This window comes from Cupriavidus sp. YAF13, from assembly GCF_052113425.1.
GTDB lineage: Bacteria > Pseudomonadota > Gammaproteobacteria > Burkholderiales > Burkholderiaceae > Cupriavidus.
The window spans coordinates 169,901-191,753 of sequence record NZ_JBFRDD010000007.1 but is presented as its reverse complement, the minus strand read 5'-3'; the positions used below and the strand labels follow the sequence as shown (position 1 = coordinate 191,753).

Here is a 21,853-nt window from a genome sequence, read left to right as displayed (position 1 = left end):
TCGGTCCTTTAGGAGAGCAAACCAGGCAAGGCCACGTGCCGCCGCCTGGTCAACGGCTGTTTTGCGCGGCGCGGGAACGCAGATACGCCAGCGCCGGTGCCAACTGTGCCAGTGCCGGCGCCTGCGCGCAAACATGCGCGGCAGTGCTCCAGGGATAGGGCAGGCGGGCCAGCCAGCCGTCGAGCACCTGTTGCGCGGCGTCGGCGGGCAGCACTTCCATGGCCTCGATCACGATGGTGAGTGCCTCAACGCGCCGGGCGCCATCTTGTGCCGAGAATTCCCATGCGTAGCTGCCGCAGCCCACGCGCACGCCACCGCTGGCCTTGTCGGTCATGCCTACCAGCCAGTCGCAGCCATAGCGTTGCGCGTCGGCTGCGGGCGGGGCCTCTGCCAGGCAGAACGTGTAGACGTTGTCGTAGCTCTGGCCAAAGCGCCGCACCAGCACGTCGCTGATCGTGGCCAGGCCTTCGCTGCGTGCCGGGAACGCGATGGCCTCGGACTTGACCGTCATCTCCAGCGTGGCATCGGCAGCGAAGGCGTGTGCCATCAGATGGGGGCGGTTCTCATCCTTGGCGCGGATATAGGTGCGGATCAGAGCCTGGGGATCGAGGGAGCCGGGATACGTCGATGCGGGTGCGTTCATGCGTGCCTTGCGTGGGCCTGCGGCTGGCCAGAGGCTGCCGCACGGCCATTGTTGAGTGGTTGGCGGCATGGTAGCCCGTCTCCCGCGCCAGCGGTGGCGCGGCCCTCCCGCCAGCAAGGTTGCTTCGGAATGCGCCGGTTCCCGCGATCGCGCCGGCCTGGTTGTCTTTGCTTCAAGACCTTTCGTCACGAGCACGTCATCAAGCCGACATAGATTGTGGCCCTGCCGCCGCCCGCCCCCAACAGGCGGGCGGCAAACGAAAACACACGAGAACAAACGAGAACAACGAACGGGTGAAGGATCGATGATCAAGCGAAAGCAGTGGGCTGCAGTGGCCTGTACCCTGGCAACGGCAGCACTGGCCGCCTGCGGCGGCGACGGCGACCAGACGCAGGCGGCGCAAGCGGGCAGCGGCGGCAGCACCGGAGGCAATGGCAGCAATGGCGGCGCGGTGACGCAGCCGGCCGCGCTCACGCCGCTGGCGGGCGGCTCGCTTTATGTCGGCGCGGTGAGCTTCGGAGATACCGTGTCCGTAGCGCTCGACCAGCCGGCCGCCGGCCAGGTCACGCTGCGCTTTCTCGATTCGCGCTTTGGCCTGGGCGGCACGCTGGTGGGCAGCTACACGCGTAGCGGCGACACCTACAAGGTCACCAAGCTGGCGGCAGCCAGTGCCGACGTGCCCGCGGCCCTGGCCACCGCCGCGAGCGCCATCAGCTTTGAGTTCGTGGTCGATGCCGGCGTGCTGTCCGGTGCGCTGGGCCAGGTGCCCAACCTCCTCGCGGGTGGCGGCGCACTGCTCCAGGGCCACGTGAGCGCGGCCAACAAGGGCGCGCAGCTGAGCGATGTCGCGGGCGTCTACAACTATCTGCGCCAGGCCGGCACCACGGCCGCCGTGGGGCAGGTCAAGATCTCCGCGGACGGGACGGTGCGCGCCTGCGCCGGCGCCGCCTATGCCGACAATTGCGCCGGCGGCGAAAGCGGCAAGCTCGCCGTGGACGCCGACCAGCAGCGCTTCCCCGGCGCCTTCGCCGTGACGCTGGGCGGCAGCAAGATCGGCCGCCTCTTTGTGGCACGCCAGGATGGCCAGGCAACGCTGTTCGTCGACGAGGCCGCCAGCAATGCTGACGGCAGCCCGCGCAACGGCAGCTGGGTGCTCAGGAGCGCGCAGGCCATTGCCGCCGGCGCCGCCGACGGCGACTGGCTGTGTGCCGAGCCCGAGCTGGACGACGGCAACGCGGCCACTGGCCGCACCCGCCGCAACATCGTGTCGATCGTGGGCAACCGGCTCGCCGCCGACAATATCGCCACGGACGTCGCGCTGAACTACAACGCGGCCGTCGGGGCCAGTGGCGCCATCGCCACCGGCGCCAACGGGCTGGTGTCCGGGGCCTGGCAGGACACCGCCGCCGCCCAGCCGCAAGCCGCCTCGCTGGCGCTGCTGCCGGTCACCGCCAAGCTGGCCTACCAGCTGCGCGACGTACCCGGCGCCAAGCGCCGCCTCCAGGGCGTTTGCACGCCGCTGGCCGCGCAAACCCCGACCACCACCTACCTGCAAGCCAAGGCCGGCGATATCGTGCAGGTCACGCTGGCCGACCTGCGCCCGACCCAGCCGGCCATCGGCTTCGACCAGATCTACTACAAGCTGGGCCGTTACGCGGCCGACCCGGCCAAGAAGTTCGACGATGCCTGCGAGGCCAACGGCCAGAACAAGGCCAGCGCGACGAGCGCTGCGTCGCGCCTTGACAACCTCGCCTCCTTCACCTGCACCAAGGCGGTCGGCAACAAGCCAGCGGATATGAAGACCATGGTGATCGGCCCGGCGGGCAAGCCGTACCTGACCGATGGCCATCACACCTTCACCAGCGTGTGGGAAGCTGCCGACGGCGGCCCGCAGGCGAAGATGTGGATCAAGGTGCAGGACAACCTGGCCACGCAGGACCGCGCCACGTTCTTCCGCACGCTGCGCGAGCGCAAGCTGATGTGGCTGAAGGACACCGCCAACCGCCCGACCACGCCGGCCGAACTGCCACCGGCGCTCGGCCTGCGCAACGGCCTGGGCAACGACCGCTATCGCTCGCTGGTGTATTTCACGCGCGACATCGCCTACCAGCAACTGGCAGACGCCACGGAGTTCACGGAGTTTTACTGGGGTGACTGGCTGCGCCAGCGCGTCAACCTGGACAACTACCGCCTGGACGACACCACGAGCTACCTGAGCGCCGTGCGCGCAGCGGCCACCGCCATGGCGGCGCTGGCCCCGGCCGATCCGGTGAGCAGCGGCAAGACCGCCGCGGCGCTGGGTGGCCTGACGGTGCTCAACGAGACGGAGCTCACGGCGCTGTCGCAGCCGGTGGGCAGCGCCAAGCCCGGCAAGCTGCCGTATGCGGTGGGCTACAAGGCGACGCTGGCCCCGTAAGCTGGCCCGGCGGCCTCGCCGTGCAGGTGGATCGCACGGCGAGGCCGCCGGCCATGCCTTACTCAGGCTGGATGTTGGCGGCCTTGATGATGCGGCCCCACTTGGCCGATTCCTGCGCCTGGAACTTGGCCAGCTCCGCGGGCGTGCTGGTGAACACGTCGGTGCCGGTGGACTGGTAGAAGTTTGCCGCCGTCTCGCTCCTGGCAGCCTTCACCATCAGGGCGTTGAGCTTGTCCACCACCGGCTGCGGCGTCTTGGCCGGCGCGTAGGCAGCGAACCAGTAGCTCATCTCATAGCCTTTGACGCCGGCCTCGTCGATGGTCGGCACACTGGGCGCCAGCGGCGAGCGCGTCTTGCCCGACACGCCCAGCGCCTTGAGCTTGCCGCTCTTGACCTGGGGCAGGCCGGTGGCGGTATCGGTGATCATCATCTGGATCTGGTTGCCCAGCAGGTCGGTGATGGCCAGCGGGTTGCTCTTGTAGGGCACGTGCAGCAACTGCACATGCGCCATCTGCTGGAACAGCTCTCCGGCAATGCGCGAGGACGAGCTGCCGCTGCCAAAGCTGAGCTTGCCCGGCTCCTTCTTGGCCAGTGCGATGAATTCCCCGACGTTGTTGACCGGCAACTGCGGGTTGACCACCATGATCTGGCCGCCACGGCCCAGCGCGGTCACCGGTACGTAGTCCTTGACCGGATCGTAGGGCAGCTTCTTGAACAGATGCTCGTTGGCCGCATGCGTGGTGTTGGTGCTGATCAGCACGGTATAGCCGTCCGGGCTGGCCTTGGCCACGTCGCTGGCAGCGATAAAACCGTTGGCGCCGGGCTTGTTGTCGACCACCACCGTCACCTTGGCATCGACCGTAATGGCCTGGCCGATCGCGCGGGCGAGCTGGTCCGTGGCGCTGCCGGCGGCGAACGGCACCACAAAGCGAATCGGCTTGTCCGGAAACTCCGCCTGCGCCGGGCCGGCCAGCAGCGCGAGCGCCGCGGCGGCGATGCCGGTGACCACCTTCAGGCGGGAAGCGGGCTTGCTGTATGCGGACATTTTTGGTCTCCTGTTCGAATCTGGAATCGTTCTGGTTTGTCGTTTTGGTTTGTCGCTTTACTTCGGTGTTCTGCTTCGGTGTTCTGCTTCAGCCGGCGCCGGCCAGCCGCGGAGGCAAAGGGATCTCCAGTTGCAGCAGCAGGAAAGACAGTGCCTTGCCGTGCGTATCCAGGTTGAGGGCATCGTTCACGCCACCATCGAGCACGCCGTCGATGACGAAATTCATCGCCTGCAGCGAGGACACCAGGTAGCGCTTGACCGCCGCCGGCTGGCGGTGGCGGAACAGCGCCGCCACCGCGTCCTCGGTGACATGCGCGACAAGGTGGTCGAAATCGCGCGCGTCGTAGGCGATCACGCTGATGTTGGAGCGATCCCCCTTGTCGCCCGTGCGTCCGTGCGCGAGCTGGTAGAGCGCGATGGTGGCAGGGGTAGCGGTTGCGGTAGCGGTTGCAGTAGCGGTTGCGTTCATGGCAGCAGGGAGTGGCTTGCGGTGACGGCGCTGCGCGGCACCAGGCAGGACATGGCGTTCAGCCGCGCGCGCAACGCGGTGCGCACACCGCCGCCGCCGGCGGGGCCGCACGTGTACAGCGCATTGACTTCACGCAGCAGCGCTTCGGCCACGGGCTTGTCCTCGTGCGCCAGCGCGGCGCGCAGGCGTACGTCCTGCGCCTGTGCCTCGCCGGGTTGTGTCTGTTGCAGCAGGCGGCCGCCATCGTCGGCAAAGACGCTCAGCACACCGATCAGGTCGAAGCGGATCGGCACCGCATGGCCGAGCAGATCCATGCGCTTGCGCACGATCTGCGCAGCCAGGCGCGCACGCGCCGCGGCGTTCGGGCCGGCGTACGAGATCTCGCCTTCCGCGATCCAGCCGCCTTCGTAGAACAGGTTGGCCTTAAGCTGTTCGGGCCGCTCGCGGCCACGCACATTGCGCACCGCCACGCGGTCCGGGCCGATCTGCTCGACGGTGGCCGCACTGATGTCGGCGATGACGTCGGGCGTCAGATAGGCGGCGGGGTCGTGCACTTCGTAGAGGAGCTGCTCCTTGACCGTGCGCAGGTCCACGCAGCCGCCCGTATCCGCCGCCTTGCTCACTTCGATATTGCCATCTTCGTCCAAGCGCACGATGGGATAGCCGACGGCGTGCACATCCGGCACGTCCTTCATGCCGGGATCGGCGAAATAGCCGCCGGTGACCTGCGCCCCGCATTCCAGCAAATGCCCGGCCATGGTGGCGCGCGCCAGGCGGTCCCAGTCCTGCCACGACCAGTCAAAATGCGCCATGGCCGGGCCTACCGCCAGCGCGGGATCCGCCACGCGGCCGCACACCACGACCTGCGCGCCGGCGCGCAGCGCATCGGCAATGCCGCGCGCGCCAATGTAGGCGTTGGCGCAAACAAAGCGTGCATCCGGAAAGCCCGCGCCCACAATCTTGCGCAGCACCGCTCGGCCCGCGTCGTGCGAGAGATCGTCGCCCTCCACCACCGCCACCCGTGGCGGTGCCAGGCCCAGCTCCGCCGCCAGCGCGCGCACGCGCTGCGCCGCAGCATGGGGATTGGCCGCGCCAAAATTGCCGACGATGGGAATGCCGTTGGCCAGGCACAGCCCCAGCACCGGCGCGAGCAGGGCGTCGAGCAGGGGCTCGTAGCCGTGGGCGGGATTGTTGCGGCGCGCCAGCTGGGCCAGCGCCAGCGTGCGCTCGGCCAGCGTCTCGAACATCAGCACGGCCGGCCCGCCGGCTGCGATCAGCGTGCGCACCACGGGCAGGGCGGCGTCGGTGCGGTCGCCGGAGAAGCCGGCGCCGGAGCCGATCAGCAAAGGGGCGGTCATAGGATGAAAGCCTGGTGAGAACCGGGTGAACAAAGGCTGGCCGTGCGCGGGGTTGCGGGCCGATGCGGCTATTCTAGACGTACCGCCGTCAACCAAAAAGCGGATAATTTGGATTAATCTATCGACTTTCCAGATTAAATCGAAGCCGCTGGCGCTTGCCAATGAACCTCTCCGTCAAACACCTGCGCGCCTTTGTGGCCCTGGTCACGCACCGCAACTTCACCCGCGCGGCGCAGGCCTGCCACCTGTCGCAATCCGCCTTCAGCGCGCTGATCCAGACGCTGGAGGAGCAAGCCGGCGCGCGGCTGTTCGAGCGCACCACGCGCCACGTGGAACTCAGCGTGGAAGGACGGCGCTTCGAAGACGTGGCGGCGCGGTTGCTGGCCGATTTCGAGACCGCCTTCGCGGAGCTGCGCGACCATGCCGAACGCCGCAAAGGACGCGTCTCGATCGCCGCGCTGCCCTCGCTGGCGGCAGGCGACCTGCCGCCGATCCTGGCCGCCTTCCACCAGCGCTACCCCGGCATCGCCATCGAACTGTTTGACCTGCTGGCGGACGGCTGCATCGACCTGGTAAGGCGCGGCCGCGCGGATTTTGCGCTGGCGCCCGCCCCCGCGCAGGATAGCGACCTGCGCATCGAGCCCCTGGTAACGGACACCTTCCACCTGGTTTGCCCCGCTGGCCATCCCCTTGCCAATCGGCGGCGCGTGACTCCGCAAGCGCTGGCCGGCCTGCCCTTCATCCAGCTATCCCGGACCAGCAGCGTACGCCAGCACCTGGACGCCGCGCTCCATCCGCTCAAGCTCAACGGGGTCATGGAAGTGGAACACCTGGCCACCGTCGCCGCGCTGGTAGCGGCCGGACTTGGCGTGACCGTGGTGCCGGCCTTGGCGCTATTCCAGTTCCAGCAAGAAAGCCTGGCCATCCGGCCCATGCAGCTGCCATCGCTGGTGCGGGAGATTTGCCTGGTGCGCTTGAAGGAGCGGGGAGATTCGACGGCGGCGGCAGCGATGATCGAAGCGCTGCAAGCACATTTCAAGAAGGGCAAGGCGGCCTGAACAGGCGGCGCGCACAGGCCCGCCGAAACCAGCAAGATCGGCAACTCCACCGCAATCCCGAGGGGGTGTCGCCCCATCCGGCGCGCCTTTTTTGCCTACTTTTTTGGCAAGACAAAAAAGTAGGTCGCCGCCCCGCAGGGGTGGTGAAACTGCAGTGGCTTTTGACTTTGAAGTCAATCAGTTGCAGTTGCAGTTGCACCCAAAACCAAAAATCAAAAATGCGCCAGATACCCCCCATCCACCGCCAAAACATGCCCAGTCACATATGAAGCCGCCCCCGAAGCCAGAAACACCACCGCCCCCGCAATCTCCTCCGGCTGCCCCCACCTCCCAAGCGCGGTCCTCTGCCGCAACCACTCGGCAACGCCAGCATCATCCACCATCGGCTGATTGGGCTCGGTAGCAAAATACCCGGGCGCAACCGCATTCACAGTCACCCCGTCGCGCCCGAGATCCGCTGCCATGGCGCGCGTCAGCGCATCGAGCCCACCCTTGGTAGCGGGATACAGCACATCGTTGGCACGCGCCACCTGCCCCGCAATCGAGCTGACATTGACGATGCGCCCGTAGCGCCCGCGCCGCATCAGCTGCGCCGCGTGGCGGCACAGGGCGTAGGGCGCCACCAGGTTGGTCTCCAGCATCTCGCGCAGGTCCGCCGCATCCAGGTGCGCCATATTGCTGCGGTTGCGCGCACCGGCGTTGTTGACGAGGATATCCAGGCGGCCATGCGTGGCATCGATGTGGGCGAAGGCGGCGTCGACCGCGGCTGCATCGGTGACGTCGAGCACCAGCGGCTCGGCGCGGCCGCCGTCAGCGGCCAGCGCGGCAACGGCGGCATGCACGCGCTCGGCATTGCGCGCGGCGACGATGACGTGTGCGCCGGCTTGCGCCAGCCCGGCGGCAATCGCCTGGCCCAGGCCTTGCGCGCCGCCGGTGACCAGCGCCACGCGGCTTTCGAGGGAAAAAGGTAAGGTAGCCATGCGGCGACTATACCGCAGCGGGCCTAGCGGATCAGCTTGCCGGTGGACGACACGATCGACATTTCGACAAACGACGAACCCGTATGCCGCGTCGGGCTGTAGCTGATCAGGATGCCGCCGAGGTCATAGTCGCGCAGGCTCTCCAGCGCGCCGACCAGCCGCTCGCGCGTCAGGTCCGGCCCGGCACGGCGCAGGCCCTCCACCAGCACCTTGGCCGACATGAAACCTTCCATGCCGGCATTGCTCGGGTCCACGCCTTGTTGCCGCGCCAGGCTGCGGTATTCGCTGGCAATGCTCATCTGGCTAGAGTTGGTGCCTGGCACCACCTGCGTGATGATCAAGCCGCGCGCATCCTCGCCGAGCTCCTTGATAAAGGAATCCGCAGCATTGTTGGACAGCGTGACGAACTGCGCCTGGCTGCCGCCGCGGCGCAGCTCCTTGATCAGGCGCGCCGCCTCGGAGCCGGAGCCGATGACCAGCACCGCTTGCGGATTGGCCTTGTTGATGGCAGCGACACCGGGCTGGATATCGCCCATCGGGCGCGCAAACGAGGCACTGGCCGCCGGCTGCACGCCACGCGCCTGCAGCGCGGTGCTGAAGCCTTCGAACACGTCCTGGCCAAAGCCGTCGTTGGCGTAGAAGATGGCGATGCGGGTCATGCCCGAAGTGGCAAGATGGTTGATTGCGCGGGCCACCTCGTCCTGGTACTTGGCACGTACGTTGAACACGTAGCGGTTGACCGGGCGGTGCAAGGTGATGGCGCCGGTCAGCGGCGCCACCAGCGGCACCTTCTCGGCGTTGACGATGGGCAGGATGCTTTCGTTCTGCGGCGTGCCGCGCACCATGAAGAGCGCGAATACCTTGTCTTCCTGGACCAGCTTGCGCACATTGTCGGGCGTGCGCTTGGCGTCGAAACCGTCGTCGTACGTCACCAGCTCGATGCGCCGTCCCCCCACGCCACCGTTGGCATTGACCGTTTTCAGGTAGACCTGCGCCCCGGCGATCTGCTCTTTGACCGAACCCGCCACCGGCCCGGTCACCCCGGCCGATTGCCCGATCTTGATGGTGGTCCTGGTGACCCCTTGCTCGGCCTGTGCCAGTGGCGCAAGCCCACCCAGCGTGGCGGCCAGCAGGCCGCACGCTATCCATGTTGTCTTCATCTCCGACCCCTCGTTCGTTTGCGAATCTTTTGCTTTTGTCATGCGCGCCACGGATAGGCGCGGCGACAAGCAAATTACCTCAAAGCAAGGCGACTCGGCAAATCGCTGTTGCGAACGCGGCTCAGGAGGGGAAATAGCGGGCGCCGGCCCGCCGGGCAGGCGGCCCTCAGGCCGCCGAGCCTCGGCGTGACAACGGTGCAGTCCTGCCCGTCAGGGCAAGCGCAAGGGAGAACTCAGGGAAAAGCGGGTACGGCCGGATCCAGCCCGGCGAAGCGGGCTTCCGGATGTGCCGATTGCAGCAGCGCTTCGATTTCCTCGACGCGGCCACGCGGCACGTCCACCATCAGCAGGATCTTGCCTTCCTCGATGTCCTTTTCGAAAGCCTTGTGCCGGCTGTTGGGCGCGGAGCAGCCGATCATGCTGGACGCCCAGGCGCCGAACACCGCGCCCAGCACCGCCAGCACGCCGACCAGGCCCCATTGCGGGGTCTCGCTGACAATCGGGAACATCGCCACCAGCGCGCCCGCCACGATGCCAATGCCGCCACCCACCATCAGCCCCATCTCGGCGGCATGGACGATATCGGAAGTCTGGAACAGGTTGGCTTCATGCAAGCCGCTCATATCGGCGCCATCGCGCGCGACAAAGTGGATGTGGCTGTTCTCGATGCGAGCCAGCAGCAGGTCGTCCATGGTGCGGCGAGCACTCACCAGATCGGGCAACAACCAGAAGATACGTTTGCGCATGACTCTCTCCTCGCTTCAGGCCACGTCAGGCCGTTTCGGACTATCCCGGCAGCGGTGTGCATGCGGAGTCGCCTTCACGCAACCATGCCAAGCCAGATGGTGGAGGTGCATCCGTATCCGCCCTGGGGACGGGTTTTTTCATTTGTACGCCAGTCGCGGGGGGAGCGCAAGGCAACATCGCAGCGATGCCGCCCACGCGTCACCTCGCGCCGTTTTCCTCCGGTCCGAGTGCGCCGCTTGCATCAGAATGTGATCGGCAAGCGCACGGTTACCGTCAGGTTTGGCGTATCGGTGGTAAGCCCGGCGCCGACCGATACGTTCAGCGTGTACCGGCTGTTGAAGCGATAGGAATAGCCCACCAGCAAGGTGCCTTGCGTCACCCGCACCGAGCCCGGCACCGTCGAGCCGTTCTGCTTGGTCGGCCAGATGATGCTCTGGTCGTAGCCGATACTGAACGAGGCATGCTCGTTGAGCGAGAGGCCGATACCAAAATTGAAGCCGAAGATATCGCCCGGCGCGATCTTGCCAAGCGACTCCTGTTGCCCGTTCAGTACCGTGCGGCTGACATTGTCCCGCGCGAAATTGTGCAGATAGCTGAAGGTGCCGAAAAACACCGCCGGGTCGGTCGGCAACAACCACGTAATGCCTGGCTGGATCGCCTGGAAGCCGGTACCCGTGGGCAGCCCCAGCGGCAAGCCGGTGCCGGTGGTATTGCCCACGCAGCGCGTCACGCAATCGGTCACCACATCGAAGGGGCTCTTGCCGGTGGCGGACTTGTAGCGCAGCCAGCCGATGAAGTACGGCATTTTCTCGTTGCCGTAATTGATCTGGTAGCGCACTGTGGCTTCCACGTCGCCCAGCCCCCTGCCGCTGGCATTGAAGACGTTATCGACCGCGGTACCGGTGAAGACTTCACGGCTGATCGTCGAGCCGGAACTCTCCACGTAAGGCACCTTGGCCTCGATCTCCAGGCGCTTGGTGAGGCCGTAGCGAAACGCGACGGCTTCGATGTAGGTCGAGGTCTTGACCTCGCGCACATCGATCAGGCCGATCAGGATCGCGGGGATGATGGTGTAGCCAACCAGCGCCACCCGGTTGCTGGACGAATATCCGTACTGGAAGCTTGGCTCGACCACCAGCTTGCCAGGGGGTGTCAGCACGCCGGGCTGGTCGAAGATCGGCGCGATCGCAGGCGGGGCCGTGTTGGCCTCGGGGGGTTTGCCCACCGGCTGCTCGTCGCCGGCGACGGCCATCTGGGTGCTGTCCTGCGCACCGCTCTGGTTGTTGTTAGGGGGACTGTCGCTGGCTTGCGGCAGGTTGTTGGTATTGGGCAAGCCTTGCGTGCCCGCCGAGCCGGCAGCGGCGGCGGCGGCATTGGTGGCGGTATCTCCTGGGGTCACGCCGCCAGTGCCAGGCGCGCGCTGGCCGCCGCGCTTTCTTGCCAGCACGTCGGTGCCCAGCACGCTGCGCAACTCGCGGATGGTGGCCTCCTGCTCCGCCATCGAGCGCTTCATCTGCTCCAGGGTGGCGGCCTGCTCGGTCACCTCCCGCTTTAGCGCTTCCAGCTTTGCCGCGGCTGGTCCTTCATCGGGGGGGGTCTGGCCCTGTGCCATCCCGCCCAGCAACAGCAATGTCGAACACCCGGCCTGCCGGATGCCTCGCAGCGACCCTTTTTTCATTTCGCCTTCCTCCCCCGGACGGCGGACTCCCTCGTACAGGAGTCCGCAACCTGCTTAACCCATACTGCCTCTCTCTTTGCGCAACTTGCTGCCAGTCGTCCGTCTTCAATGCCTGCCGGCTGCACTGAGCAATGCACTGTTCAACGTCGCGTTGGCCACCTGGGCGCGGAATGCCTGCAAGGTGTTAACCCCTGCGTTGATGGTCACCAGGTTCTGGATCGATTGATTGTTCAACGTGTTCTGAATCACCGTCACCGGCGCACCGGCCAGCATGCTCGCCGCGGCGCTATTGCCCGGCCCGTTCTGGATCAGGCTCAGCACACCGTTAGTGGTTACCGTGGCACCGGCCGCCGCGATCGCTGTCGCCGGCAGGCTGGTCACCACGGTGCCCGCGCTGGCGCTGACACTGGTGCCGGTACTGCTACTGCTGCCTCCTGCTGCGCTGCTGCCGTTGGCCCCGCTGGTGCCGGCAGTCACGGGATTGGAAGCCAGCGCGTTGCCCACGGCCGTGGCCGCCGCCGCCCCGGCGCCGGTCGCCACACCGAGTGCCGCGGCCAACCGTGTCGCCTGATCGGCGGTGATGCGGCTCACATCGGGAATAGTAAGACTGGTTGACACCACCAACGCACCGTTGATGAGCACGGAGCGTTCGATACCGAACGAAACCTGTAGCCCGCCGCCAACGTCGAAGCCGCCACGCAGGTCATCCAGGCGCTCCTGCGCCACGGGTTTCCAGCTCGCCATGGTGGTGCGAGCCGCGTGCACCTGCGGTGCCGGTGCTTGCGCGCGCACGGCTGCAGGCGTCGCGATGGCGGGGTCGCCGGACGGCTCGGCGGCCGGACGCGCGGCTGCGGCAAAGCCGCCGCGCAGGTCTTGCAGGTGTTCATCCGCCACCGGCTTCCAGGCAACCGTGTCGGACGGCGCCGCCGGCGGTGGTGCCGGGGCCTGGAGATCCTTGGTATTCAATGGACCGGATGGCCCGGATGCGGCCTCGAGCGCGCCGCTGCTATCTGTCGCGGCATCCGGCGCGGCATTCGGTGCGGCTTCGGCGGGGTGGTCCGCCAGGGGCGCCGCAATGGGTTCTTGCTGGGCCGGCGTCCGGCCGGCCATGCTGCCGAGCGCGGCAGCCAGGTAGGGGTTATCGGTCCGGCTATCGGTCCGGCTATTGGATTGCTCCGGCACGGCCGGCGCTGCGGCAAGGCCAGCGGGCCCGGACTCGCTATGCAAGTCGAGCGCCTCGATCCCGGTGCCTTCGTCGGCCCGCGCTTGCCCGGCGCAGGCCAGGCCAGCGCCAAGCAACACCACCGCGGTGGCCGAACCGGCCCGGCCGCGGCGGCGGCGCTGCGCTGGCTTTGAGGATGTCTGGAACATGGTACGTTCCTTAGAAATCGCTACCGCCATGCGAAGGCATGACGGTGAAGAACAGACTATCCCGGTTGATGCCCATCGAATAAGGGCCGCTTGGCGCTATGCGCCAGTCGGCCGCGAGATTGAACCGCGCCGATTCCTCGCGGTTGTGAATGACGAACAGCAAATGGCTGTCCCAGATCTGCTCGAAGTGCTCGCGCGACAGCGCGCGCGTGCCCAGCGCCGGATCTCCGACCAGCACGCGGTTGCCGTGCACGCCCTTGACCACAACGAAATGGTGGTAGCCGTTTTCGATCACCAGCACGATGGCCGGGATCTGGGTTTCCTCCAGCTTGGAAAGCGGCAGCTCATAGCCGTCGGCCTGGAAGCCGCGCGACTCCAGGAAGCGTTTCATGTCCAGCAGCGAAAAGCCCTCCTGCCGGATCTTGGCTTGGTCGCCGTTGACGTACATGTTCTGGAACACCGTCTGCTCGTTGACCGGATAGCCATACTGGTAGGTGAGCAGTGTCGCCACGGCGGCGGAGCCGCAACTGAAGTCGTATTGCTGGCGAATGGTGGTCTTGTACCGCGCCTCCTTGAGGCTGGTCACGCGTACGTTGTAGTAGTTGCCGCCATCGCCCGTGACGACGGCGTAGTCGGCCCAGGCCACCGGTGCGCTGGCCGAAGCCAGCAGCAGCGTGGCCTGCAAGAGCAGCTTGCGCAGCGTCATGGCTTGAACTGGACGTTAATGATGGTCGCGTTCTGGATCAGCACATTGGAACCCGTGTTCTGGATCACGGTAGGCAAACCCGCGGCACTGGCGAAAGACCCTTCGGCAATGCTGTTGGAGCCACTGATCACACGGTTGGCGCTGTTATCCGCCACCGTGCCGGCCAGACGCATGTCATTGACCACGAGTTCGGAGCCGCCACGGATATCCTGCAGTTTGTCGCTGCCGACAGGCTTGCCGAGACCGGCGAGAACGCCGCGCTCACGTGCGGTCGCGGGAGGTATTTGGTCCGGTGCCGCCGCGCTATGTTCCGTGGCGGTGCCGGTGTTGGCCGCGGGCACTGCGGCAGATGGCCCCGCGGGCTGCGGCTCGGCGCAGGCCTGCAGGCCTGGCCAAACGAGGATTGCTGTCGTCATCGCGATGACAGCGGAGCGGACCGATCGCATTGGTGTCTCCTTCAGCCTTCCGTATGCCGCCCCCATCCTGGCGGCCACGCAAAAGACGAGTGGACTCTTCGTCGAATGGGGCATCCCGGACACGAGCAACGCGCCGGAATGCCCTAAGTTGCCGGAGTCAAGCCGTGCCGGCGGAACGTGCGTGCGGGCCATCCACCCGCTGCGCACGCCACCGCCGCGCACTTGCCTTACTTGCCGACCGCCAGGTTGGCCTGGACGTTGACGCTTTGTTGCACCAGCGAAGCGAAGCCGCTGTTTTGGTTGGCGATCATGATGCCCGCCGCCGACTGACCAACGCTGGTCATGGTGTTGGACATATTGAAGGTGCCAGCATTGACGGAGTTGCTACCGCCGGCACCGCCGGCACCACCCACTGCGCCATTACCGGTACCACCAGTGCCGCCCATGCCCACGCCGCCAGCGCCACCGCCGCCGGATGCCGCACCAACCGCGCCGTTGCCGGCCGTTGCGCTGCCGTTGCTGGCCATGGTCGATGCGCCGCCATTGGTCGCGCTGCCGCCTGCACCGCCGTTACCGCCCACGCTGGCTTGGGCTCCGCCCGCGCCGCCCGTGCCGCTAGCTGCGCCGGCAGTAGAGGTCGCTGCGCCGCCGCTACCCGAGCCGCCTGCGCCGCCCGTGCCGCTGGCTGCGCCGCCGGTCGCCACAGCCGTGCCAGAGCCACTGGAGCCACCGGAGCCACCCGATGCCGTTGAGGCGCCGCCAGCCGCAGTAGCCGTACCGGCACTGCCGTTGCCACCACTTCCATTGTTGCCCCTGGCTCTGCTGTCGCCACCGAGGCCAACGCTTGCCGCAAGCGCGCCACCGCCGTCACTGCCGGCGCTACCGCCCTTGCCGCCGCCGCCCGTCTTCGCCGCGCCAAGCGCGCCGCCGCCGTCGCTGTAGACACCGCCGCCCTTGCCACCCAGGCCAGCACTGCCAGCAAGCGAATCGCCACCAGACGCCCTGGCGTTGCCGCCGTCGCCGCCCCAGCCAACGGCCTTGCCGCCATTGCCGCCGTCGCCTGCACTGGCGCTGCCATTGGAGGCATAGCCCGCAGTGGCGCTGCCATTGGTAGCCGAACCGCCGCTGCCGCCGCTGCCGCCGTTGCCGCTGTTGCCGCCATTGCCACCAGTGCCGCCCTTGCCGGTGCCGCCATAGCCAGCGCCGCCCTTGCCACCGGCGCCGCCATTGGCATTGCCGTTGTTGGTGGCAACGTTGCCGATATTGCCGATCGAGATGCCGCTCACCGAGCCAGACAGCTTGCTGATGGCGATGGCCTTGCTACTGTTGAAGGAGTTGCTGAAGTTGGCGGTGGCCGTGCTGCCGTTGTTGGCGCCAGCGTTGCCATAGCCGTCGTCGAAGGTGACCTTGCCCTTGTTATCGGCGTTGGTCTTGGTAACGGTGGTGTTCTTCGTCGAGGTCTTGGTGTCTACCTTGGTGTGAGTGCTGGAATCCTGCCACGCCGTGGAGTTCTCGTTTGCCGCAGCGCCACTACCGGACTGAGTTGAAGTTGCAGTGGCCGTTTGTGTGTTACTGCCAAATGATTTCGCGCTATTGTTGTTCGTCGGATTGGCCCAGGCCTGACCGCCAGCCCCAAGGGCTAAAGCAATCGCCGACGCAAGTAAGGTCTTTTTCATACAAAGCTCCCAGGAGGATGTCACAGCGGCTCAGCCTCGCACCGGCACTCGGGGAGAATGCCGGCCAGAGGCTCAGGTCCGGCATTCCGCCAAACCAGCCTCTCATTGCGCATAATCAGTGCCAGGGAGTGGCTCAAATCCCGCGATCCCTTGAAGCACAAGGGCTACAAAGCCTTCAAATCAGCCTTTCTCTAGCTTCCTGACGACGGGCGCGGGCGCCGCCGCTGTGAACCGCACACGACATGTCACACGGCTGTGACACGGCCGGACGCACTGCATGGACAGGCTTTCCCCGGGACAGCCGAAAATTCCCTGCTATCAGGCCTTTAGCGGGGTTCCTAAGGAAAACCCTTGGCCGCAAGCGCTGTATCAGGAATGAAACACGCCTCGCTGCCGGTGCGCTGGTCGCCGCTCGCGACGGGTCTCAAGCCTTCGGATGACACCCGGCCGTTGCAGTCAGGCACGGCATGCGTTGCCCTGCCGCGCAGGGGGTTTAATGTATGGTGATTGCGCTGCATGCTGCCCATGCGGTGCGCGCGCGCAACGCCTTCGCAATGTTTAAGCAACTAATAAGCAACATGCAGCAACATGACTAGGCTCTATGTCTGATTTAAAGTACATTAAGGCTAATTCAAACCTGTCGCCCAATCACAAGGGAAACCATGAGTGAAGCCGTCGTTCCCCTGTATCACCAGATTTACGTGGTACTACGCCAACAGATCGTGGAAGGCCGCTTTGGTCAAGGCCCCTTGCCCGGTGAAATCGACCTCGCCAAGCAGTTTCACGCCTCGCGCGTGACCATGCGGCGCGTGTTCGATCGCCTGGTGCAGGAGGGGTTGGTACGCCGTCACCGTGGCCTTGGCACCTTCGTCAACCCGCATCCGATCAAGCCGGTCACGCTCGGCGACCGGCCCGGCAGCCTGCTCGACAATATCATCGACATGGGCCAGAAGACCTCGGTCAAGGTGATCTCGATCGACGATGTGCATGCCACCCCGGAAGTCGCCGAAGCGCTTGGCCTGCAGCCGGGCGACCCGGTGGTCAAGGTGGTGCGCGTGCGTCACTACGGCAGCCGCCCGCTGTCGCACATCACGGCCTATCTGCCGGCCGACCTGGGCCGCGGCCTGAACCGCAAGGATCTCGAGATCACGCCGATGCTGCGCCTGCTCGAGGCCGCGGGCGTGCAGCTTGGGCGCGCCACCCAAACGCTCTCGGCCCGGCTGGCCGACGTGGTGGTAGCGCCGCTGCTGGACGTGCCGGTAGGCGGTGCGCTGCTGGCGGTGCGCCGCGTGGTGCTGGACAAGGCTGGCCGCCCGGTGCAATTCCTGCTCGGCCAATACCGTCCGGACCGCTACGAGTACCGCATGGAGCTGTCTCCCGCCGGCGGCGACAGCGCCAACGTATGGGTGGAGCGCGAAGCACGAACGGGGCTGCGCGAGTAAGAAAAGCAAGCGATACTGCACGCTCACGATCATCCTGGAAGGAAACCGCGATGCCTGCACCCCGCATGGGCCGACCACGCTCCCAAGCGCTCACACACCCCTCGCGCCGCAAGGCAATGCGCGGGCTGCTCGGCGCCGCCAGCCTTGCCTTGCTTGCGCAGGCGCCGTCAGCGCGCGCCCAGGTGGCCGGGCGCAAACCCATCCGCATCCTGGTGGGGGCGCCCGCCGGCGGCACCACGGACACGCTGGCGCGCACCATCGCCCAGGAGATGTCCCGGGAGCTGGACCAGCCTGTGCTGGTGGAAAACCGCCCGGGTGCCGGCGGCAATATCGCCGCCGACCTGGTCGCCAAGAGCGCACCCGACGGCACCACCTTGCTGATGAGTTTCACCAGCCACACCATCAACGCCACGCTGTACAAGAAGCTGCCCTTCGACCCGGTCCAGGATTTCACGCCGATCACGCTGGTGGCGACCGTTCCCAGCGTGCTGGTTGCCTCGCCGAGCCTGCCCGCGAATAACATCCCGGAATTGATCCAGCTGGCCAAGAGCCAGCCGGGTAAGCTGAATTTTGCGATCGGCTCGGTGGGTTCGTCCGTGCACCTGGCCGGCGACATGTTCAAGATGATGACGGGCACCTACATCGTCAACATCCCCTACAAGGGCACCGCGCCGGCCATTACCGACCTGCTCTCGGGCCAGGTCGACCTGATGTTCGCCAGTACCTTCAACGTGCTCCCGCACGTCAGGACCGGGAAACTCAAGGTGCTTGGCGTCACCAGCCCGGCGCCGCTGCCGCAGTTCCCCGGGGTCGCACCGATCGGCGCCACCGTCAAGGGGTTCGAGTCCAGCGCCTGGTTCGGCCTGTTCGGCCCCGCTGGCCTGCCGCCGGACGTCTTGCAGGCGCTCTACCAGGCTGCCCGCAAGGGCCTTGAGGCACCCGCGGTGCGCAAGCGCCTGGAGCTCGACGGCGCGCAACCGGTCGGCAATTCGCCAGAGGCCTTTGCCGCCTTCGTGCGCAATGACATCAAGCGCTGGGCCAAGGTGGTCAAGTATTCGGGAGCCACGCCGGAATGAGACCGCTTGCCGGCCCCGCCCACACGCCGGCCACGTTGGCGCAGAAGCTGGTTGCCCGGGCTGCCGGCCTGGAGACGGTCACGCCGGGCACCATCGTGACGTGCCGGGTGGACCTGGCCATGTCGCACGATTCCAGCGGCCCGCGCCGGGTGGCGCCGCTGCTGCGCGAACTGGGCGCCAAAGTGTGGGACCCGGAGCGCTATGTGGTGGTGACCGATCACTACCTGCCCGCGGCCGATCCCGAGGCAGAGGCCATCGTGCGTTTCACCCGCGACTGGGTCCGCGAGGCGCGCTTGCCCCACTTCATCGACGGCGAAGGCATCTGCCACCTGGTATTGCCCGAACACGGCCACGTGCTGCCGGGACGCTTCATCGTGGGCGGCGACAGCCACAGCCCCACCGGGGGCGCGTTCGGGGCCTATATGTTCGGCATCGGCGCGACCGAGATGGCTGGCGTGCTGGCCACCGGCGAGATCTGGTTGCGCGTGCCGCATACCATCCGCCTGCAATGGGACGGCAGGCTCTCTGCCGGGGTTTGCGCCAAGGACATCATGCTGTTCCTGTGTGGCCGGCTAGGACTGGACGGCGGGCGCTATGAAGCCATCGAATATACCGGCGAGGCCGTGATGGCCCTGCCCATGCAGGAACGCATGACGCTTGCCAACATGAGCGCGGAGCTTGGCGCACAGACCGGCCTGATCGCGCCCGACGCCACCACGCAGGCCTGGCTGGCGCAGGCCGGCGTGCCCGCCGCGACGCTCGACGCCATCACACTCTCGCACTGGCGCACCGAGCCGGGCGCGCCAGTGCTGGCGAACCACCGCTTCGACGCGGCCGCGCTGGCGCCGCAGGTGGCCGCGCCGCATTCGCCGGCCAACACCGGCCCGGTCGACCAGGCCGCCGGCCAGCGCGTGGACATCGCCTACCTGGGGGCCTGCACCGGCGCCAAGCTGGAGGACCTGCGCATGGCTGCCAGCGTGCTGCGCGGCCGGCGCGTGGCGCCGGGGGTCACGCTGCAGGTGGCGCCCGCCTCGCGGCGCGACCAGCGCCAGGCCGAGAGCGAGGGCACGCTGGCCATCCTGCTGGATGCCGGGGCGCAATTGCTGCCCAATGCGTGCAACGCGTGCGCGGGTTATGGCCCTTCCCGCTTTCCTGCCAACAGCCGCGCCATCGCCTCGACCGCGCGCAATTTTGCCGGCCGCATGGGCGAGAGCGGCAGCGCGGTCTGGCTGGCTTCGCCGCTGACCGTGGCGGCGTCCGCCGTCACCGGAAGCATCACCGACCCGCGCGGGTTGCTGCCATGAGCCCAGCCCCCATCCCTCCCCTTCCGGGCGGCCGGATCTGGCGCTTTGGCGACAACGTGGATACCGACCAGATGGCACCCGGCGCCCATATGAAGGGCGGTGTCGAAGAGATTGCACGCCACTGCCTGGCCGGGCTGCGGCCCGAGTTTCCAGCCACGGTGCGCCCCGGCGACCTGCTGGTGGCCGGGCGTAATTTTGGCGTGGGTTCCTCGCGCGAGCAGGCGCCGCAGGCACTGCGCCATCTCGGCCTGGCCGCGGTGATCGCGCCGTCTTTCGCCGGCCTGTTCTACCGCAATGCGATCAATCTGGGCCTGCCGGCGCTGATCTGCCCCGATGTCACACACCTGGTGGATGGCGGCACCGCGCGGCTCGAGCTTGCGCAGGCTTGCCTGATGCTGCCCGATGGCAAGCGCGTGGCGTGCGAGCCGATCCCCGAATTTCTGCGTGCCCTGCTGCAGGCCGGCGGGCTGGTGCCGCATTTGCGGGCCAGGCTGGCGGCGCAGCGCTAAACGCGCCCGCACAGGCAGCCGCACAGGCAGCCGCACAGGCAGCCGCGCAGGCAGCCGCGCAATCTCAAGCCGGGCGCCAGCAGGCGTACTGGCGCAGCAGGGCCATCACTTCCTCATCGGTGGTCTGCCTGAAATCCAGGTAGAACGCGCCCACGGCGCCAAAGCTGGCTGGCACGTTCAGGCAGATCACCTCGTCCGCCGATGCGCGCAGGCTGGCTTCGCCCTCGATGGAGGCCACTGGCACGGCCGCCACCACCCGCTTTGCCTGCGCCCGGCGCACGCCTTCCAGCGCGGCGCGCATGGTGGCACCGGTTGCCACGCCATCGTCCACCACGATCACGGTGCGCCCAGCCATGGCCGGCACCGAGGCATCACCGCGATAACGCCGCTGCCGCCGCCCGATCTCGTCGAGCTGGCGGCCGCGCTCGGCATCGAACGAACCACTTTCGCGTGCGCGGCGCGTCCAGGGATCGTCGTTGGCCACCGTCAGCGGCGCACTGCCGGCAGCGTCGCCCTCCACCACCGCGCCCAGCGCCAGCTCGGGATAGCCGGGAGCACCGATCTTGCGGACCAGCAGGATATCGAGCCGTCCTTCAAGGATCCGCGCCACCTCGAAGGCAACCGGCACACCGCCGCGCGGCAGCGCCAGCACCAACGGCGCCTCGCCGGCCTCGGCGGCGCCAAAGCCGCGTTCCGCCAGGTGCCGTCCAAGAAAGACCCCGGCTTCGCGGCGATCGGCAAAGCACGGCGGCAACGGCGGGAAGCGTGACATGGCTGGCTCCTGCAGTGGGTCGGTCGGGCCGGGGCAGGCCAGTGCCGCAGCGGTGCCGGCACGCGCTCACGGCAGCGAGGCAACGCGGCGTGCGCGTGCACTAGCCAAATATAGACCGATAAGGCCGGTGAATCGAGATGGGGAAAGGGAATCCGGAAAGGAATGCCGGATGGGACGGCTAAGGCACCACGCATGCCCGATCAGCGCGCCACGTGCTGGCGGCGCCTCGGCCCGCGCACCATTGGATGGGATTGCGCAACAGTGTATTTTGCCAGGGCCGGATTATCTTTCCGGCGCGTTTAGCTAAGATGGCCCGCATCGATGGCAGCCACAGGGATCGCCATTTCACCAGCGCCAGCCACGAGGCATCACCGCGTGGCACGCCAGTCAGACTCAGCGAGAACGCACATGAGCACGCATCACAAATCCACGCACGACACCCAGCGCAAGGAACAGGCGTTTACTGACGCCAGCGGCCTCGGCCTCGATATCCCATACGGCTCGCTCGACGCAGCGGCGCTTGCCGAGCTGCCGTATACGTTCCGGCCGGTGGGCACGGCCACTCGCTTCTACAACGAGTGCTTCAGCTAAGCCGCTCTGAACCGCTGAATGCAGCAACGCCGCGGATGCCCCAGGTCGCATGACCCCGGGCATCCGCGGCGTTTTCCATTGCGCCATGGCGCTCACGCGCTAGCGGCCACGCTTGGCGTCTTCCTTGGCGTCACCATAGGCGGCCTGCGTCTTGCCGGCGATCTGCTCCGCCTTGCCTTTGATCTCGGTACTGACGCTGCCGGTCATCTTCCCGGCAACTTCCTTCACCTTGCCCTTGGCTTCCTCGATACGGCCCTTCACTTGATCCTTGTTCATGGTCAGCTCCAGTTTTAGCGACGGTACAGGAATGAATCGCCCTCCGGCGGCGCGGCCGGCAATCTCGCCGTGCCCGCGCCGTGTCCACATGCATGGACAGGAGGGCGCTGAGATCAGCTTAGGCAGCCGCGGCGGCTTTGCGTGTCAGGTGGCGGCTGTA

General features: G+C 67.0%; 21 protein-coding genes. 7 read left to right on the top strand and 14 right to left on the bottom strand.

The features are described 5' to 3' along the window. Positions 1–49: 49 nt before the first annotated feature. A complete protein-coding gene (locus AB4061_RS08470; protein WP_441632690.1) occupies positions 50–643 on the bottom strand; it encodes a hypothetical protein in 594 nt (197 codons plus the stop codon). A 304-nt stretch (positions 644–947) separates the two neighbouring features. Here AB4061_RS08470 and AB4061_RS08465 point away from each other — a divergent pair, with 304 nt between their 5' ends. After that, positions 948–3,059: a ParB/Srx family N-terminal domain-containing protein gene (locus tag AB4061_RS08465; protein WP_441632688.1), complete on the top strand. Its 2,112-nt coding sequence runs from the start codon at positions 948–950 to the stop codon at positions 3,057–3,059. A 58-nt stretch (positions 3,060–3,117) separates the two neighbouring features. Here AB4061_RS08465 and AB4061_RS08460 read toward each other — a convergent pair whose 3' ends face one another. From AB4061_RS08460 to AB4061_RS08450, 3 genes are all read right to left on the bottom strand, one after another. Next, positions 3,118–4,104: a Bug family tripartite tricarboxylate transporter substrate binding protein gene (locus AB4061_RS08460; protein WP_441632686.1), complete on the bottom strand. Its 987-nt coding sequence runs from the start codon at positions 4,102–4,104 to the stop codon at positions 3,118–3,120. Positions 4,105–4,192: 88 nt separating this feature from the next. Beyond that, positions 4,193–4,573: an AtuA-related protein gene (locus AB4061_RS08455; protein WP_441632684.1), complete on the bottom strand. Its 381-nt coding sequence runs from the start codon at positions 4,571–4,573 to the stop codon at positions 4,193–4,195. After that, positions 4,570–5,931: an acyclic terpene utilization AtuA family protein gene (locus tag AB4061_RS08450; protein WP_441632682.1), complete on the bottom strand. Its 1,362-nt coding sequence runs from the start codon at positions 5,929–5,931 to the stop codon at positions 4,570–4,572. The genes AB4061_RS08455 and AB4061_RS08450 overlap by 4 nt, the downstream gene beginning before the upstream one ends. Positions 5,932–6,092: 161 nt before the next feature. Between AB4061_RS08450 and AB4061_RS08445 the strand changes: the two genes are divergently transcribed. Continuing rightward, complete coding sequence (locus tag AB4061_RS08445) at positions 6,093–6,989, top strand: LysR substrate-binding domain-containing protein (protein ID WP_441632680.1); 897 nt, start codon at positions 6,093–6,095, stop codon at positions 6,987–6,989. A gap of 212 nt (positions 6,990–7,201) precedes the next feature. Here the strand turns inward: AB4061_RS08445 and AB4061_RS08440 are convergent, their stop codons facing one another. The 8 genes from AB4061_RS08440 to AB4061_RS08405 all read right to left on the bottom strand — a co-directional run bounded on the left by AB4061_RS08440 (position 7,202) and on the right by AB4061_RS08405 (position 15,723). Continuing rightward, the gene (locus tag AB4061_RS08440; RefSeq protein WP_441632678.1) at positions 7,202–7,969 is read right to left on the bottom strand and encodes an SDR family oxidoreductase; all 768 of its coding nucleotides are present in this window, start codon (positions 7,967–7,969) and stop codon (positions 7,202–7,204) included. Positions 7,970–7,992: 23 nt separating this feature from the next. Next, positions 7,993–9,129 carry an ABC transporter substrate-binding protein gene (locus tag AB4061_RS08435; RefSeq protein ID WP_441632676.1) on the bottom strand — a complete coding sequence of 379 codons (1,137 nt, stop codon included), beginning with the start codon at positions 9,127–9,129 and terminating at the stop codon, positions 7,993–7,995. A gap of 233 nt (positions 9,130–9,362) precedes the next feature. Continuing rightward, on the bottom strand, positions 9,363–9,875 hold the full coding sequence (locus tag AB4061_RS08430) for a DUF1269 domain-containing protein (RefSeq protein WP_441632674.1): 513 nt from the start codon (positions 9,873–9,875) through the stop codon (positions 9,363–9,365). Between the two features lie 242 nt (positions 9,876–10,117). After that, positions 10,118–11,554, bottom strand: coding sequence for an acetate kinase (locus AB4061_RS08425; protein WP_441632672.1), 1,437 nt, complete (start codon positions 11,552–11,554; stop codon positions 10,118–10,120). A 105-nt stretch (positions 11,555–11,659) separates the two neighbouring features. Beyond that, complete coding sequence (locus AB4061_RS08420) at positions 11,660–12,925, bottom strand: hypothetical protein (protein ID WP_441632670.1); 1,266 nt, start codon at positions 12,923–12,925, stop codon at positions 11,660–11,662. Between the two features lie 10 nt (positions 12,926–12,935). Continuing rightward, on the bottom strand, positions 12,936–13,631 hold the full coding sequence (locus AB4061_RS08415; RefSeq protein ID WP_441632668.1) for a C39 family peptidase: 696 nt from the start codon (positions 13,629–13,631) through the stop codon (positions 12,936–12,938). Beyond that, the gene (locus AB4061_RS08410) at positions 13,628–14,077 is read right to left on the bottom strand and encodes a hypothetical protein (protein WP_441632855.1); all 450 of its coding nucleotides are present in this window, start codon (positions 14,075–14,077) and stop codon (positions 13,628–13,630) included. The genes AB4061_RS08415 and AB4061_RS08410 overlap by 4 nt, the downstream gene beginning before the upstream one ends. A 197-nt stretch (positions 14,078–14,274) precedes the next feature. Next, a complete protein-coding gene (locus AB4061_RS08405; RefSeq protein ID WP_441632666.1) occupies positions 14,275–15,723 on the bottom strand; it encodes a hypothetical protein in 1,449 nt (482 codons plus the stop codon). Between the two features lie 662 nt (positions 15,724–16,385). On the opposite strand from AB4061_RS08405, the gene AB4061_RS08400 reads away from it, so the two are divergent. The 4 genes from AB4061_RS08400 to AB4061_RS08385 are packed head-to-tail and all read left to right on the top strand — an operon-like array spanning position 16,386 to position 20,054. Continuing rightward, positions 16,386–17,165 (top strand): GntR family transcriptional regulator, encoded by a 780-nt coding sequence (locus AB4061_RS08400; protein WP_441632664.1) that lies wholly within the window; start codon positions 16,386–16,388, stop codon positions 17,163–17,165. Between the two features lie 50 nt (positions 17,166–17,215). Next, positions 17,216–18,241, top strand: a complete 1,026-nt coding sequence (locus AB4061_RS08395; protein ID WP_441632662.1) for a tripartite tricarboxylate transporter substrate binding protein — start codon at positions 17,216–17,218, stop codon at positions 18,239–18,241. Further along, positions 18,238–19,545 (top strand): 3-isopropylmalate dehydratase large subunit, encoded by a 1,308-nt coding sequence (locus AB4061_RS08390; RefSeq protein WP_441632660.1) that lies wholly within the window; start codon positions 18,238–18,240, stop codon positions 19,543–19,545. Before AB4061_RS08395 ends, AB4061_RS08390 begins: the two co-directional genes overlap by 4 nt. After that, the gene (locus AB4061_RS08385; protein WP_441632658.1) at positions 19,542–20,054 is read left to right on the top strand and encodes a LeuD/DmdB family oxidoreductase small subunit; all 513 of its coding nucleotides are present in this window, start codon (positions 19,542–19,544) and stop codon (positions 20,052–20,054) included. The genes AB4061_RS08390 and AB4061_RS08385 overlap by 4 nt, the downstream gene beginning before the upstream one ends. A 64-nt stretch (positions 20,055–20,118) precedes the next feature. On the opposite strand, the gene AB4061_RS08380 is transcribed toward AB4061_RS08385, so the two are convergent. After that, complete coding sequence (locus AB4061_RS08380) at positions 20,119–20,826, bottom strand: phosphoribosyltransferase (protein ID WP_441632656.1); 708 nt, start codon at positions 20,824–20,826, stop codon at positions 20,119–20,121. A 408-nt stretch (positions 20,827–21,234) separates the two neighbouring features. Between AB4061_RS08380 and AB4061_RS08375 the strand changes: the two genes are divergently transcribed. After that, on the top strand, positions 21,235–21,417 hold the full coding sequence (locus tag AB4061_RS08375; protein ID WP_441632654.1) for a hypothetical protein: 183 nt from the start codon (positions 21,235–21,237) through the stop codon (positions 21,415–21,417). Positions 21,418–21,516: 99 nt separating this feature from the next. On the opposite strand, the gene AB4061_RS08370 is transcribed toward AB4061_RS08375, so the two are convergent. Continuing rightward, positions 21,517–21,693, bottom strand: a complete 177-nt coding sequence (locus AB4061_RS08370; protein ID WP_441632652.1) for a CsbD family protein — start codon at positions 21,691–21,693, stop codon at positions 21,517–21,519. Positions 21,694–21,853: the final 160 nt, after the last annotated feature.